This is a genomic window from Ruegeria sp. HKCCSP351 (assembly GCF_017872535.1).
Lineage (GTDB): Bacteria > Pseudomonadota > Alphaproteobacteria > Rhodobacterales > Rhodobacteraceae > Ruegeria.
Window position 1 is genome coordinate 462,848 of sequence record NZ_JAEDOV010000001.1, and the last position, 14,165, is coordinate 477,012.

A 14,165-nucleotide genomic window follows, 5' to 3' on the forward strand; every position below is an offset into this window, starting at 1 on the left:
GATCCGCGAGCGTCTGTTGCTGTGGAGCGGACTTAAGATATCCTCGCGGAAAAGGAGATTTAATCATGACCCGCATCCCCCCTTTGGCAGATGCCGAGATGGCAGACGAGACACGCGTGTCACATGCGGCTTTGGGTGCTTATGGCCCGTTCGACAATTGGGCCCGGGTCGCCGCACATTGTCCACCGGTTCTGGAACATATCGCGGGCATGTTGACGGCGTTGCGGGAACAGCAGACCTTGCCGCGTCGTGCGCTGGAACTGGCCATGGTGACGGTTTCCAAATTGAACGCCTGTGACTACTGTGTCTCGCATCATACTCCGCTGTTGACGGTTGCAGGTCTCAGCCCCGAAGGCGCTGCGCGTTTGCTAGATGTCGACAACCACCCCGAACTGGACGCGTGCGACAAGGCCGTCGTGCGATACGCCGAGGCTGTAACGACACGATCAGGCCGTATGCGCGACGCCGAGGTTTCCGGCCTGCGGGACTGGTTCAGCGATGCCCAGATTGTCGAGTTAACCTGGCGTATCGCGTTGTGCGGTGCATTCAACCGGTTCAACGATGCGCTTCAGATCCAGATCGAACCCGAGGTTGAACCGGTTTCGGCCTAGTACCCGCGCCAGATCCAGCCACCACCAAAGATGCGGCTGCCTTCTGAGGCATAGAAGACGCAGGCCTGACCGGGCGAGATGCCTTCTTCGGGTGTCAGCAATTCAACCTCGGCAGTGGTGTCGGACAGCGGTCGAATAATGGCCTCGCGCGGGGGGCGGGTCGAACGGACCTTGACTGAAAGGTGCCATTCTTCGCGCGATGTGAAGGGTTCATCGCCCAGCCAGTTGATCTCACGCACGGGAACGACACGCGTTGCCAGCATCTCTTTGGAGCCGACGACAACCTGTTTCTTGTCCACGTCCAATTTGACCACATAAAGCGGCTCGCTCAGGCCGCCGATGCCCAAGCCGCGCCTTTGGCCGATCGTGTAGTGGATCACCCCGTTATGCTGTGCCAGTACGTGGCCATCGGCATGAACAATCTCGCCCGGTTCCGCAGCACCGGGGCGCAGCTTTTCAATGACGCTGGCATAGTTGCCGTCGGGCACAAAGCAGATGTCCTGACTGTCAGGCTTGTCCGCCACAGACAACCCATATTGAGCCGCCATTTCGCGGGTCGCGTCTTTTGACGGCAGGTGACCAAGCGGGAAGCGCAGGAAATCAAGCTGTTCCGGCGTTGTCGAAAACAGGAAATAGGATTGGTCCCGGTTGGCATCTTCGGCGCTGTGCAGTTCCGGGCCGTCTGGCCCCATTTTGCGCTGGATATAGTGCCCGGTGGCCATACAGTCGGCCTCAAGATCCTTGGCGGTTTCCAGAAGGTCCTTGAATTTTACCCGCTCGTTGCAGCGAATGCAGGGGACGGGTGTTGCGCCTGCCAGATAGCTTTCCGCAAACTCATCGATCACCGCGTCTTTGAAGATGTTTTCATAGTCCAGAACATAGTGGGGAAACCCGCGCTCTTCCGCCACACGGCGCGCATCGTGGATATCGATCCCGGCACAACACGCCCCTTTCTTGGCCAGAGCCGCGCCATGGTCATAGAGTTGCAGTGTCACCCCCACCACATCATAGCCCTGATCGGCCAAGTAGGCCGCGACGACAGAGCTATCGACGCCCCCTGACATGGCCACAACCACCCGCGTTTCCGACGGTGGTTTGGCAAAGCCAAGCGAGTTCAGCGGGGTCTCGGTGTCGAGGGCCATTGGCGGTTCCTGTCCGGGTTAAGAAAGACCGGCAGAATATAGGAAAATTCTACACACTCTCAAGAGGCGGTTTCATACGACCTTAAGTAGGCTGGCGTCAGCTTTGATGCAGCAAAAAAGGGTAAAGCGATGTATTTGCACAAAGTGGAAGGGCCAAGGTCTGTTTCTTTGCCGGATGGGTCCATACTGACGCGCGCCGATCTGCCGCCGACAAGCACAAGGCGGTGGGTGGCCTCACGCAAGATTCTGGTCGTGCGTGGGGTGCTTTACGGGCTGATCAGCCTGTCTGAGGCAAAACAGAAATACGGCATAAGTGACGAAGAGTTCAACGGCTGGGTTTCCCTAGTCGCGGAACACGGTGTCGAGGCTTTGAAAGCCACGGCCTTAAAAAAGTATCGACAACCTAAAGGAGAGCGGAAATAAATGATTCAACGGTAACGTCAGATTAACCATTCTTGGTCAGGTTTGATTTTAATTGGAATTATTGACCCGAATTGGAGCAGTGAAAATGCGTATACTTCTTGTCGAGGATGATCCGACCACGTCTAAAAGCATCGAACTGATGCTGACGCATGCGAACCTAAACGTTTATGCAACGGATCTTGGCGAAGAAGGTATCGATCTGGCAAAGCTCTACGATTACGACCTGATCTTGCTGGACCTGAACCTGCCGGACATGAACGGGCATGAAGTGTTGCGCCAGTTGCGGATTGCCCGGGTGGAAACACCTATCCTGATCCTGTCGGGCGCAGATGATACGGACAGCAAGATCAAAGGTTTCGGGTTTGGCGCGGATGACTATCTGACCAAACCCTTCCATCGCGAAGAACTGGTGGCTCGCATTCATGCCATCATCCGCCGGTCGAAAGGGCATTCGCAGTCCATCATCCACACTGGTCGCGTGGCTGTAAACCTGGACGCCAAGACCATTGAGGTGGACGGAAAAACCGTGCACCTGACAGGAAAAGAGTACCAGATGCTGGAATTGCTCAGCTTGCGTAAGGGCACAACTCTGACCAAGGAAATGTTTCTGAACCACCTATACGGCGGCATGGATGAACCCGAGTTGAAGATCATCGACGTCTTCATCTGCAAACTGCGCAAAAAGCTCAGCAACGCAACGGGTGGCGAGAATTATATCGAAACCGTATGGGGCCGGGGTTACGTGTTGCGCGATCCGCAAGGCAACACTCTGGACGAGACGCGAATGGCGGTCGGCCTCTGATTTGAACCGTTTGTGTCGCTGGTAGTCTAGGGCGGCACGTTGCACACACGGCTCAGCACATCTGGACCTGGCCATGACCTCGCCCTATCACTGAGGTCCAAGAACGCGTGACAGGGCGAGGCCATGAGCAATTCCATTCCCATATCAGACCTGACGGATGATGAGGCGCGTGCCGAACTGGCGCGGTTGGCGGACATCCTGTCGCGAGCCAACACTCTGTATCACGCAGAAGATGCGCCCGAGTTGTCGGATGCGGATTATGATGCCCTCAAACGCAGAAACGCCGAGATCGAGGCGCGTTTCCCCCACTTGAAACGTGCTGACAGTCCGACAGAGCAAGTCGGTGCCAAACCGGCGGACGGGTTTTCGAAAGTTACTCATGCCGTCCGAATGATGTCACTGGGCAACGCGTTCGACGATGGGGACATTGCCGATTTCGACACCTCGATTCGCAAATATCTGGGCCTTGATGCAGGCGCGCCGCTGGCTTTCACAGCCGAACCCAAGATTGACGGCCTGTCTTTGTCCTTGCGCTATGAGAGCGGACAGCTGGTTCAGGCCGCAACGCGGGGCGACGGTGAAGTTGGCGAGAACGTGACGGCCAACGCGTGCACCGTCTCTGATATTCCACAGCAGATTGAAAACGCGCCCGAAATTCTTGAGGTCCGGGGCGAGATTTACATGTCTCACTCTGATTTCGAAGCGTTGAATAAGCGGCAGGCTGAACGGGGGGGCAAGTCCTTTGCCAACCCGCGCAATGCGGCGGCAGGGTCGCTGCGTCAGCTGGATTCGGAAATCACCCGTTCCCGCCCATTGCGCTTCTTCGCCTATGCCTGGGGTGAACTGTCAGAGCCTTTGGCGGATACCCAGATGGGAGCAATTGAGCGTCTTGCGGCCCTTGGGTTCCCCACGAATCCCTTGACCCGGCTATATACCACGACTGAGGACATGATCGCTCATTACCGGGATATCGAAGCGCAGCGTGCGACCTTGGGGTATGATATCGATGGGGTTGTCTACAAGGTAAACGATCTGTCGTTGCAGGCGCGTTTGGGTTTCCGCTCAACGACGCCAAGATGGGCAATCGCACATAAGTTCCCAGCCGAACTGGCCTGGACCAGATTGGAGGCGATCGACATTCAGGTTGGTCGCACAGGGGCGCTCAGCCCCGTGGCACGGTTGCATCCTGTAACGGTTGGCGGGGTGGTAGTTTCCAATGCCACATTGCACAACGAAGATTACATCGCCGGGCGCGATGCCAAAGGCGGCACGATCCGTGATGGAAAAGATATCCGAGTGGGCGATTGGGTTCAGGTCTATCGCGCGGGCGACGTGATCCCCAAACTGTCGGATGTCGACTTGTCCAAACGCCCCGCCGATGCACGCCCCTTTGCCTTTCCGACACATTGCCCCGAATGCGAGAGCGATGCGATCCGCGAAGAAGGCGACGCGGTTCGACGGTGCACCGGCGGCCTGATCTGTCCTGCGCAGGCCGTTGAAAAGCTGAAACATTTCGTGTCGCGCAAAGCCTTTGATATAGAAGGGCTGGGTGCAAAACAGATTGAAATGTTCTATGGTGATCCAACCCTTCCGATCAATGCGCCAGCTGATATCTTCACGCTGGAACAGCGGGACTCAGCTAGTCTGACGCGGTTGAAAAACCGGGACGGGTGGGGCGAAACATCCGCCAGGAACCTGTTCGAAGCCATTGATGAAAAACGGAAGATTCCCTTTGCGCGCTTGTTGTTCGCACTGGGCATTCGACATGTTGGTGAAGTGGGCGCGCGTGATCTGGCACTTTTTTACCGCGACTGGGATGCAATGGCGCTCGCGTTGGACACTGCACGCCCGGCTGCGCTGGCCCAAAGGCGGGCGGATGAGGCGGAAGATGCCGAGCGTGCGGCGGCCCAGCTTGAAGGGCGTCGCGCGCGCGTGAAAGAAGTGCGGGACGCAGCCATCGCGGATGCCAATGTCGGTGCAGATGCCAATGCCGCCTGGACAGAGCTGATCGGCATCGACGGTATTGGCGCAACGCTTGGCCTTTCGCTGTCGGACGCATTTGCCAATGAAGAGGAACGACGGGCTTTCGACACGCTGCGCAGCGAATTGACGGTTATCGCCCCCGACGCGCCAGCCTCGGACAGTCCGGTCGCGGGTAAAACCGTAGTGTTCACCGGAACGCTGGAAAAGATGACCCGCGCCGAAGCCAAAGCGCGGGCCGAGGCGTTGGGCGCGAAGGTTTCCGGTTCTGTCAGCAAAAAAACCGATATTCTGATCGCCGGTCCCGGGGCCGGATCAAAGGCGAAAAAGGCGGCGGAACTTGGGATCGAAACTTTGGACGAGGATGGCTGGCTTCAGCTGATAGAAAGCGCATGAGCGGACGGCCCGAACAGCTTTTCCCACTATTCGCGGGGCTGGAAACGTTGGATGGTGTCGGCCCCAAGACGGCACAGGCAATGGCGCAGACCGGGGTGGAATCCCCGCGCGATGTTCTGTTCAGCCTGCCTTATGCCGTGGTGGATCGGCGCAGGCGGGATACAATTCAAGGGGTGGACCTGCCGGCCACTCTGACTGTGGAAGTGACAGTTGGCCCGCACAGACCGCCCCGCAACAAAGGGGGGGCCTACCGCGTTCATGTCGAAGACAGTCAGGCCGATTTCCAGCTGGTCTTTTTCCACGCACGTGGTGAGTATCTGAAGAAAGTGTTGCCGCAAGGATCACGCCGCGTGGTTTCCGGCAAGTTGGAACTGTTCGACGGCATGGCACAGATGGTGCATCCGGATCACATGCTGCCCGTTGAACAAGCCGGAGATATCCCGGAATTCGAACCGGTTTACCACCTGACGCAAGGGCTGACCCAGAAAACAGCATTCAAGGCCAGCCGCAGCGCATTGGCACGCGCTCCCAAGCTAGAGGAATGGATCGATCCGGCGCAGGTGTCACAGCAAAACTGGCCGAACTGGTCGGCGGCCATTCACGCCGGTCACAACCCGCGTGGCGCTGATGATGTCGCGCCGTTTGCCCCTGCGCGTCAGAGATTGGCGTATGACGAATTGTTTGCGCATCAGCTGACGCTCGCTCTGGCCCGGCAGCGAGAGCGCAAGTCGCGGGGGATCGTCAGCGTTGGAACCGGGGCACTGCAATCGAAAGTGCTGGCAAGCCTTCCATATCGCCCCACTGGTGCACAAACGCGCGCTATTGATGAGATCTCGGCTGATATGGCGTCAGACGCCCGAATGAACCGGCTGTTACAGGGCGACGTCGGCGCCGGTAAGACGCTGGTGGCCTTCATGGCCCTTCTGATCGCGGTTGAGGCTGGCGGGCAGGGCGTGATGATGGCCCCGACTGAAATTCTGGCACGCCAGCATCTGGAAGGGTTGCGCCCCCTGGCCGAGCAGGCCGGAGTGGTTCTGGAACTGCTCACCGGGCGTGACAAGGGCGCGGAGCGGCGCGCCAAGCTTGAGGCGCTTAAACAAGGCGATATTCACATTCTGGTTGGCACACATGCAGTGTTTCAAAGCGATGTTGAATTCAAGGCGCTGAGCTTGGCCATCGTCGACGAACAGCACCGGTTTGGCGTGCGGCAGAGGATGGAATTGTCGGAAAAAGGCAAGGGGGCCGATGTTCTGGTAATGACTGCCACCCCGATCCCGCGCAGTCTGGCGCTGGCGCAATATGGCGATATGGATGTTTCGGTGTTGGATGAAAAACCTCCGGGGCGAAAACCGATCAAAACGGCAATTGTCAGCACACAGCGTATGGACGAAGTCATCGCCCACCTGCGGCGCGCGATTGATGAGGGGCGACAGTGTTACTGGGTGTGCCCTCTGGTCGACGAATCCGAAGTTTCGGACCTGACAGCGGCCGAGGAACGCTTCAAACGTTTGCGGGCCATTTTAGGCGAGGGAGTGGTGGGGCTGGTTCATGGACAGATGCCACCCGCCGACAAAGATGCCGCGATGAGCGCGTTTCAGACTGGGCAAACAAAGGTCCTTGTTGCCACGACGGTGATCGAGGTCGGCGTGAACGTACCCAACGCAACGATCATGGTCATTGAACGGGCCGAGAACTTTGGGCTGGCGCAATTGCACCAGTTGCGGGGGCGCGTTGGGCGCGGGGATGCGGAATCCACCTGTTTGCTGATGTATCAACCACCGCTCAGCGAGGGAGGGCGCAAGCGGCTGGAGGTTCTGCGCGAGACAGAGGATGGCTTCCGAATCTCGGAAACTGACCTTGAGATGCGAGGCGCGGGCGATCTGATCGGGACTGCGCAATCCGGGTTGCCAAAATTCCATATCGCGGACCTGGAATGTCAGGCAGGATTGATGGCAGTCGCCCAATCCGATGCGCGGGCGTTGCTGACGACCGATCCCAAGCTGACCTCGGTCAGGGGACAGGCCGCGCGTGTTCTGCTTTGGCTGATGAAACAGGATCAGGCGATCCGTTTGATTTCAGTGGGTTAGCTGCAACGTTCCCTAAAGTTCACAAATGTTCTTAAAAAGTTCTTTACCTGCGCTTGGAAATATGAGAACAAAAGGTCAACAAAGGATTAAAACTCTGACCGGAGGTGACCCTATGCTGACCCAGATCAAGACCGCTTTCTGCCGCGCGCAATCGACTATCCTGCAGGATGCCGTTGGCGTGGTGTCTTTGGTCGTGATTCTGATGGTGGCCCTTCACCTGCCGGTTGGTTTCTAAGCCTTTCTGCCTGCGATCTCGTGCCGAAATATCCGCGCTGTCATCCCCATTTCAGTCAAGGGTGACCTGCCTGTCCCAAACCCCTTGAGGGGCCATGCCTCGGCCCCGCGCGGTACACCGGACCCCACGCGAGACACGCAATACCTGCCGCCGCCCTTTCGCCCGGAAAGCGCGGCGGCTTTTTTTTTTACAACTGGCCGGTTTTGAAGATTTCCAACAGCGCGGACAGGACTGAGTTGGCAGCAACCGAGGCCAAGATCATGCCCATGACACGGCTGATGATGGCCGCGCCTGAATGACCGATCAGCCGAATGATGGGCTCGGCCAATAGCATCAGCACAAACGCAACCAGCAATACAGAAAGCATGACAAGCGCTGTGATACCCTGATCTGCAATACTGTAGCGGTGGTTGTCTGTCAGGATAACGATTGCCAGCATTGCGCCGGGGGATGCCAGTGAAGGCACGGCAAGCGGGAAGATCGCGGGGTTCTGCTGGTGATACGCGTCTTCACGATCTTCTTCGGCTTGCCTTTGTTCAACCTCTTGTTTGCTCTCACCAAAGATCATCGTCAGGGCAAAAAGAAACAGGATAATGCCGCCAGCGACTTGAAACGAATTCAGCCCGATATCCAGCGCTTCAATCAGCACCTGACCAAATACTAGGAAGAACAGCAATACGGCAGCACTTATCACGGCTGCTAACAGCGCTGTCCGCCGCCGGCCTGCCGCGTCCAATCCGGCCGTAACGGCGATGAAAACGGGAATTGTTCCAATCGGGTCGATAACGACCCAAAGCGTCACGAAATGCTCGAGCAAATTATTCAAACCCATCCCTCCTGAAATCTGTGCTGAGGGTAAACGGGTTTACGCCAAATAGCTATAATCAGGCACAGTTTGCCTGTTCAGCCTGCGCCATAGCCTCAGCCGCGGCATCCAGAACCAGCAGGATCGACGCGTGGCGGTTCTTATAATCCCGTGCGGGCATAAGCACCTCAAGCCCGTCAAACGGCGCATCGGGTGCAGGGCCACCAGTCTTGAGCATGGCCGCCAACTGATCGCGCGCAGCTTCGACCTGCGCCCGCGACGCGCCAATTATTGCATCTCCGACGACCGAGGCGGACGCTTGCCCCAAAGCACAGGCCTTGACGTCCTGACCAAAGGCACTGATCTGACCGTCGCGAACCTTGATGTCGACAGTTACAGTCGATCCGCATAAAGGTGAGCGTTTCTTAACAGTTGCATCGGGATCTTCCAGTCGTTCAAGATACGGAATATCCGCAGCCAGCGCCAGAATGCGCCCGGAGTACAGCTTAATCAGGTCGTTCTCGCCGCTCATGGCTTTCCCTCGTCGTGTGTTACCCATACATAGTGGCCAGCCCACCGGTTGCAAAAGGTTTTTAAGATGTCTGACCCAGTCGTGTTTGATCCCTCTACCTTGAGATTTAATGAGGCGGGTCTGATCCCGGCGATTGCGCAGGATGAAACATCAGGCGAAGTTCTGATGATGGCCTGGATGAATGTGCAGTCGGTTGAGAAGACCCTTGAAACCGGGCGGGTAACCTATTGGTCGCGCTCGCGGCAGGCCTTCTGGATCAAGGGCGAAACCTCGGGCCATGTGCAGGAATTGGTGGATTTCCGGATCGATTGCGACCGGGACTGCCTATTGGTTCTGGTCCGTCAAACCGGTGCAGCCTGCCATACTAACCGACGAACCTGTTTTTTTACCGCCGTTCGGGATGGGATCGAAACTGAACTGATGGCGCCAATGGAGTAGGGGTCAAAGCCCAACCATTCGGCGAATGTCGTCGGGGCTGGCTCCTTCGGCCCGGTATTTTGAAATCGCGCGGGCATCGTCGCGTTTGGCCAGCCGTTTGCCTGCACCATCGCGGATCAGATCATGGTGGAAATACTCAGGTGTCGGCAGGTTCAGTAACGCCTGCAAAAGAACGTGGATGCGGGTCGCGTCAAACAGGTCCCGTCCTCGAACCACCTGTGTTACGCCCTGAGCAGCATCGTCAAGAACGACGGACAAATGATACGACGTCCCCATGTCACGGCGGGACAGAACAACATCACCTATGGTGGTTATCAACTCATCAGGCGTGAAAGTGATAATGCCGGTTTCACCGCCCGGACCCGAACCCAGCTCAAGAAACCGATACCTGTCGGGGTTGCGGACCGCCTGACACGCCTTGACCACGTCCAATCGCAATGGATCCTGAGTTGGACGAGGAAGTTTCGATAAATCTTTGCCAGCAAACCTTTTTTGACAGGTTCCGGGGTAAACAAGCCCATCGGGTCCAAGCATCGGCGCGCCTTCCTGCGGCGCACTGGTTGCAGCGGCGATATCTTTGCGATTACACGTGCATGGATACAAAAGACCCTGCGCCCATAGCTGATCCAGCGCCTTTTGGTAAACGCCCATACGATCCGATTGGCGCATCACTGGTTCCGGCCATGTCAGCCCCAACCATCTGAGGTCGCTGTATATCTGATCCTCCCATAGCTGCCGCGAGCGGGATTGATCGATATCCTCAATTCGCAGCAAGAACCGGCCGTTTTCAGAAGCAGCACGATCGCTGGCAACCAACGCAGAATATGCGTGCCCAAGGTGAAGGGGGCCTGTTGGGGATGGCGCAAAGCGCGTTACGAGAGTCACGCTTTTTCTAATACATACACGTCAGAGTTAAGGTTGATCCCGGGCAGGTGGGGGCCGTGTTCGCGAAATAACAAACGTGCGGCCCCCATGTCGACCCAATCCGTCAGACGGCAGGTGAATTTATAGTCCGCCAACGCATGATCGTTCAGCGAAAAGCCAAGCAAACCACCCTTGGGCAGTGCGTGCATCAGCAGATCCAGTGTCTCGGGCGGGGCAGCACCTTTTCCGATCACTCCTATGGCAGTGATCATCGTGTATTCCCCACGCTTCAACGGAGCGGGCTTGGCGATATCGAATCCGGTCAGAGTTCGATAAACGCCTTTGCTGGCGGCTTCCTGAAGCATGTTCTCTGTTGGGTCCATCCCGTCGATGACCTCAAAGCCAACAGCGCGCAGGGCAAGCCCCGACAACCCGGTGCCGCAGCCATAATCCAGAATTGGGGTCTGCGGCCTTGGCGCGAACGACCACAAAGCCGCTGCTACACGGCCCGGCGTGGCGTAACCGTGTTCACCAACTTCCTTTTCATAGGTCGCAGCCCAGTTCTGATAGTGCGCTTCAGTCGCTTCAGGCGTGCTGAGGTTGTATGTGCTGTTCAGAAACGTGTCGTTCATTCCAGCATGCTAGGCCGAGACCGCATTACGCGTCCAGTCAGCAATGTTCCAACCAGGTACTCCATTCAGCTTTGGCCCGGTCGGTATAGGCCTTGTACCGGTCTTTACGACCCCGACGACCGCCTTTCAGACCATCCACGGGGCGAAACAGGCCGAAATTCACGTTCATCGGCTGAAAGGTCTTGGCCTCGGCACCGCCCGTAATGTGATGGATCAAAGCACCCATTGCGCTGTCTTGCGGAACGGTTGGCAGGTCACGCCCCAAAATCTGAGCAGCGGCAAGCCGACCAGCCAGCAACCCCATCGCGGCGCTTTCTACATAGCCTTCGACGCCCGTGATCTGTCCGGCAAACCGGATGTTGGGTTTGGATTTCAACCGCATTTGCGAATCCAAAAGCGTGGGAGAGTTGATGAACGTGTTGCGGTGGATGCCGCCCAACCGGGCAAAGCTGGCATTTTCCAAACCCGGGATCATTCGGAACACGTCGGTCTGGGCGCCATACTTCATCTTGGTCTGGAAACCCACGATGTTGAACAAGGTGCCCAACGCGTTATCACGGCGCAGCTGCACCACTGCATGCGGTTTCACATTGGGCTCATGCGGGTTGGTCAGCCCGACCGGTTTCATCGGACCATGGCGCAGCGTTTCGCGACCGCGTTCGGCCATAACCTCGATGGGTAGACAGCCGTCAAAGTAACCTGCTGTCTCTCCTTCGTGAAATTCGGTTTTATCTGCTGCCAGAAGCGCATCTATGAAGGCTTCGTACTGATCCCGGTCCATCGGACAGTTCAGATAGGCTGTCCGCTCTTCTTCAGTCTCGCCCTTGTCGTAGCGTGATTGCATCCACGCTTTGCTCATGTCGATGCTCTCGGCATAGACGATCGGTGCGATGGCGTCGAAAAAGGCAAGTGCGTCAGACCCTGTCTCGGCCTGGATGGCCTGACCCAGCGCGGACGACGTCAGGGGACCGGTCGCAAAGACCCACTGACCTTGGTCGGGCAGGGTCGTTACTTCTTCGTCGGTTACCGTCACGCGCGGATGGGCGCGAAGTTTTGCAGTCACACTTTCTGCAAACGGGTCACGATCCACAGCCAGAGCGCCACCGGCTGGCAAGCGGTGTTCATCGGCTGTTGTCATGATCAACCCATTGGCGGCGCGCATTTCCCAATGCAGCAGGCCCACTGCGTTCTGCTCATCATCATCCGAACGGAACGAGTTCGAGCACACCATTTCCGCCAGGTTGCCGGTCTGGTGTGCAAAGGTGCCGATGGTCGGACGCATTTCGTGAATCACAACATCCACGCCCATTTCAGCAGCTTGCCAGGCAGCTTCTGACCCGGCCATGCCGCCGCCTACAATATGCAAAACTTGTGTCATGCGATGCCACATAGGGCAGACCACAATCGGGCGCAACTGAGGCAAAGCAGTTTGGCGAATTTTATGAAAGGGGTCTTGGGGTCGCCGCTGCGGGATTGTCAGCGCTGGTGAGAGAGACCAGCTGGAGGGACCTTCCGCCCACGGCGACCCAAAAGTGTCCTGAGGCCTTGGCCTCGACCCAGCTTTGCCACAGAGTCGCCCTTTTGAAAAGTGCAAAATTCAAAACAGTGGCGAAAAATGTGCAAAACAATTGCTTTATTGGGACCAATTTGGGGGACGTTTTTCGATAAAGGCTGAAATGCCTTCTTCGGTATCCCGGTACAGCATGTTCTGCGCCATGACGTCGCCGGTATAGGCATAGGCCTGATCCAACGGCATCAGAAGCTGTTGATAAAACGCCTCTTTACCGATTTTGACCGCGGCTCCCAGTTTGGAGGCGACCAGTTCTGCAAGCGCATTGGCTTCGTGTTCAAGCCGTGTCTCGGGGACAACGCGGTTGACCAAACCCAGATCGGCGGCACGTTCGGCTGATATGAAGTCTCCGGTTGTCAGCATTTCAAATGCCTGCTTTCTGGGGATATTGCGGCTGAGGGCCACCATGGGGGTCGAGCAGAACAAGCCGATATTGACCCCGTTCACCCCAAACCGTGTGCCTTCGGCGGCGACGGCCATGTCACAGGTGGCCACCAGCTGACACCCGGCGGCGGTTGCAATGCCGTGGACCTGTGCGATGACGGGCTGGGGCAGGGACTGGATCGACATCATCACCTTCGCGCAGCGCGAAAACAGGTCATTGAAATAAGCCTTGCCACCATCTTCGGACTGGCGTCCGGCCGTCATCTGTTTCAGGTCGTGCCCGGCGCAAAATGCCTTGCCCTGACCCGCCAGAATCACTGCCCGGATCGAAGTGTCTTCACGTAACGTGTCCAGTTCAGCCTGAAGCGCCGAAAGCATCTCGTCGCTCAGCGCGTTCAGCCGCTCTGGGGCGTTCATTGTTAGCCGTGCAACAGCGCCGGTGTCGTTACGTTCCAGAATTGCCATCTTGCCCTCCGATCCCATGTTGGGCCAACTCTAAGTCGGTATGAGCAGGAGGGAAAGCATGGCGTTGGCAATGAACCGGGACGAACTGTCACAATACCTTAAGGAGGTTTTCCCACAGGTGCATAAAGACTTTGTCGTCGAGGATCTGACCCAAGATACAATCACCATGCGCCTTGTTGTGCAGGATCAGCATCTGCGGCCGGGGGGGACGGTTTCAGGGCCATCCATGTTTGGGCTGGCCGATGTTTGTGTTTACGCGATGGTTCTGGCGCGAAAAGGGCGTCAATCCCTGGCGGTCACAACGAACAGTTCCCTGGACTTTCTGCGCAAACCAGAAGGCAACACGGACATGATCGCCAAATGTCGCCTGCTCAAACTGGGCCGGACTTTGGCCGTCGGTGACGTGCTGATGTATTCCGATGGCGCGGAAGACCCTGTTGCCAGAGCGACGATGACCTATTCCCTGCCACCTGCAGGGTCTGCGGCGGCGAAATTCGGATAAAAAAAGACCGGGGACAAGCCCCGGCCAGGAAGAGGTCCCAATAATGGGACTGGGGATCAGTTAAATCTGCCAAAAATGGCGCTTTACCTCGCGGCGCGCATCATGGCGTGTCAAACCGACATCTCTGAGCAAGCGGTCATCCAGATAACTAAGATTTATGCGGCTGCGACGACGACGTTCCCATTGAGTGACCGCCGCCGCAAACCGCACGGCCAGTGCGGCGGCCAGAGGCAGCCGGGGGCTGTCGGTCAGCAGCAGAAGGGCGGGGGTGTGCATTGTGCGTGTCATCTCGGAATT

Annotated in this window: 16 protein-coding genes; 8 read left to right on the top strand and 8 right to left on the bottom strand. The window is 57.3% G+C overall.

Going from position 1 to position 14,165, the window contains the following annotated elements; genetic code table 11:
* The first annotated feature begins 65 nt into the window (after positions 1-65).
* Positions 66-611, top strand: a complete 546-nt coding sequence (locus tag I9182_RS02280) for a carboxymuconolactone decarboxylase family protein (protein ID WP_209596200.1) — start codon at positions 66-68, stop codon at positions 609-611.
* Here I9182_RS02280 and mnmA read toward each other — a convergent pair.
* Positions 608-1,753: a tRNA 2-thiouridine(34) synthase MnmA gene (mnmA, locus tag I9182_RS02285; RefSeq protein ID WP_209596202.1), complete on the bottom strand. Its 1,146-nt coding sequence runs from the start codon at positions 1,751-1,753 to the stop codon at positions 608-610. The genes I9182_RS02280 and mnmA overlap by 4 nt on opposite strands.
* Positions 1,754-1,882: 129 nt before the next feature.
* Between mnmA and I9182_RS02290 the strand changes: the two genes are divergently transcribed.
* From I9182_RS02290 to I9182_RS20520, 5 genes are all read left to right on the top strand, one after another.
* The gene (locus I9182_RS02290) at positions 1,883-2,176 is read left to right on the top strand and encodes a DUF1153 domain-containing protein (protein ID WP_209596204.1); all 294 of its coding nucleotides are present in this window, start codon (positions 1,883-1,885) and stop codon (positions 2,174-2,176) included.
* An 85-nt stretch (positions 2,177-2,261) separates the two neighbouring features.
* On the top strand, positions 2,262-2,978 hold the full coding sequence (locus I9182_RS02295) for a response regulator transcription factor CtrA (RefSeq protein ID WP_209596206.1): 717 nt from the start codon (positions 2,262-2,264) through the stop codon (positions 2,976-2,978).
* Positions 2,979-3,101: 123 nt separating this feature from the next.
* The gene (ligA, locus tag I9182_RS02300; protein ID WP_209596208.1) at positions 3,102-5,354 is read left to right on the top strand and encodes an NAD-dependent DNA ligase LigA; all 2,253 of its coding nucleotides are present in this window, start codon (positions 3,102-3,104) and stop codon (positions 5,352-5,354) included.
* A complete protein-coding gene (recG, locus tag I9182_RS02305) occupies positions 5,351-7,441 on the top strand; it encodes an ATP-dependent DNA helicase RecG (RefSeq protein WP_209596210.1) in 2,091 nt (696 codons plus the stop codon). Before ligA ends, recG begins: the two co-directional genes overlap by 4 nt.
* Positions 7,442-7,553: 112 nt before the next feature.
* Complete coding sequence (locus I9182_RS20520; protein WP_280922658.1) at positions 7,554-7,676, top strand: hypothetical protein; 123 nt, start codon at positions 7,554-7,556, stop codon at positions 7,674-7,676.
* A gap of 187 nt (positions 7,677-7,863) precedes the next feature.
* On the opposite strand, the gene I9182_RS02310 is transcribed toward I9182_RS20520, so the two are convergent.
* Positions 7,864-8,502 (bottom strand): MarC family protein, encoded by a 639-nt coding sequence (locus tag I9182_RS02310; protein ID WP_209596212.1) that lies wholly within the window; start codon positions 8,500-8,502, stop codon positions 7,864-7,866.
* Positions 8,503-8,560: 58 nt separating this feature from the next.
* Positions 8,561-9,013 carry an iron-sulfur cluster assembly scaffold protein gene (locus I9182_RS02315; protein ID WP_209503969.1) on the bottom strand — a complete coding sequence of 151 codons (453 nt, stop codon included), beginning with the start codon at positions 9,011-9,013 and terminating at the stop codon, positions 8,561-8,563.
* Between the two features lie 48 nt (positions 9,014-9,061).
* Here I9182_RS02315 and hisI point away from each other — a divergent pair, with 48 nt between their 5' ends.
* Entirely contained in the window at positions 9,062-9,451 is a 390-nt protein-coding gene (gene hisI / locus I9182_RS02320) for a phosphoribosyl-AMP cyclohydrolase (protein ID WP_209596214.1), read from the top strand.
* A 3-nt stretch (positions 9,452-9,454) separates the two neighbouring features.
* Here hisI and gluQRS read toward each other — a convergent pair whose 3' ends face one another.
* The 4 genes from gluQRS to I9182_RS02340 form a co-directional block, all read right to left on the bottom strand.
* Positions 9,455-10,336, bottom strand: a complete 882-nt coding sequence (gene gluQRS, locus I9182_RS02325) for a tRNA glutamyl-Q(34) synthetase GluQRS (protein WP_209503967.1) — start codon at positions 10,334-10,336, stop codon at positions 9,455-9,457.
* Positions 10,333-10,947: a methyltransferase domain-containing protein gene (locus I9182_RS02330; RefSeq protein ID WP_209503966.1), complete on the bottom strand. Its 615-nt coding sequence runs from the start codon at positions 10,945-10,947 to the stop codon at positions 10,333-10,335. Before I9182_RS02330 ends, gluQRS begins: the two co-directional genes overlap by 4 nt.
* Positions 10,948-10,984: 37 nt before the next feature.
* Entirely contained in the window at positions 10,985-12,325 is a 1,341-nt protein-coding gene (trmFO, locus tag I9182_RS02335; RefSeq protein ID WP_209503965.1) for a methylenetetrahydrofolate--tRNA-(uracil(54)-C(5))-methyltransferase (FADH(2)-oxidizing) TrmFO, read from the bottom strand.
* 255 nt (positions 12,326-12,580) lie between these two features.
* Positions 12,581-13,366 carry an enoyl-CoA hydratase gene (locus I9182_RS02340; RefSeq protein WP_209596216.1) on the bottom strand — a complete coding sequence of 262 codons (786 nt, stop codon included), beginning with the start codon at positions 13,364-13,366 and terminating at the stop codon, positions 12,581-12,583.
* Between the two features lie 58 nt (positions 13,367-13,424).
* Here I9182_RS02340 and I9182_RS02345 point away from each other — a divergent pair, with 58 nt between their 5' ends.
* The gene (locus I9182_RS02345) at positions 13,425-13,868 is read left to right on the top strand and encodes a PaaI family thioesterase (protein WP_209503963.1); all 444 of its coding nucleotides are present in this window, start codon (positions 13,425-13,427) and stop codon (positions 13,866-13,868) included.
* 60 nt (positions 13,869-13,928) lie between these two features.
* Here the strand turns inward: I9182_RS02345 and I9182_RS02350 are convergent, their stop codons facing one another.
* Complete coding sequence (locus I9182_RS02350; RefSeq protein ID WP_209503962.1) at positions 13,929-14,156, bottom strand: DUF1127 domain-containing protein; 228 nt, start codon at positions 14,154-14,156, stop codon at positions 13,929-13,931.
* Positions 14,157-14,165 lie beyond the last annotated feature (9 nt).

Excerpts from the sequence above, each read along its gene's own strand:
- I9182_RS02295 (WP_209596206.1), top strand. The coding sequence starts at position 2,262 with ATGCGTATACTTCTTGTCGAGGATGATCCGACCACGTCTAAAAGCATC.
- I9182_RS02330 (WP_209503966.1), bottom strand. The coding sequence starts at position 10,947 with ATGAACGACACGTTTCTGAACAGCACATACAACCTCAGCACGCCTGAA.
- mnmA (WP_209596202.1), bottom strand. The coding sequence starts at position 1,753 with ATGGCCCTCGACACCGAGACCCCGCTGAACTCGCTTGGCTTTGCCAAA.
- I9182_RS20520 (WP_280922658.1), top strand. The coding sequence starts at position 7,554 with ATGCTGACCCAGATCAAGACCGCTTTCTGCCGCGCGCAATCGACTATC.
- I9182_RS02280 (WP_209596200.1), top strand. The coding sequence starts at position 66 with ATGACCCGCATCCCCCCTTTGGCAGATGCCGAGATGGCAGACGAGACA.
- recG (WP_209596210.1), top strand. The coding sequence starts at position 5,351 with ATGAGCGGACGGCCCGAACAGCTTTTCCCACTATTCGCGGGGCTGGAA.
- I9182_RS02315 (WP_209503969.1), bottom strand. The coding sequence starts at position 9,013 with ATGAGCGGCGAGAACGACCTGATTAAGCTGTACTCCGGGCGCATTCTG.
- I9182_RS02345 (WP_209503963.1), top strand. The coding sequence starts at position 13,425 with ATGGCGTTGGCAATGAACCGGGACGAACTGTCACAATACCTTAAGGAG.
- I9182_RS02340 (WP_209596216.1), bottom strand. The coding sequence starts at position 13,366 with ATGGCAATTCTGGAACGTAACGACACCGGCGCTGTTGCACGGCTAACA.
- ligA (WP_209596208.1), top strand. The coding sequence starts at position 3,102 with ATGAGCAATTCCATTCCCATATCAGACCTGACGGATGATGAGGCGCGT.
- I9182_RS02350 (WP_209503962.1), bottom strand. The coding sequence starts at position 14,156 with ATGACACGCACAATGCACACCCCCGCCCTTCTGCTGCTGACCGACAGC.
- I9182_RS02290 (WP_209596204.1), top strand. The coding sequence starts at position 1,883 with ATGTATTTGCACAAAGTGGAAGGGCCAAGGTCTGTTTCTTTGCCGGAT.
- trmFO (WP_209503965.1), bottom strand. The coding sequence starts at position 12,325 with ATGACACAAGTTTTGCATATTGTAGGCGGCGGCATGGCCGGGTCAGAA.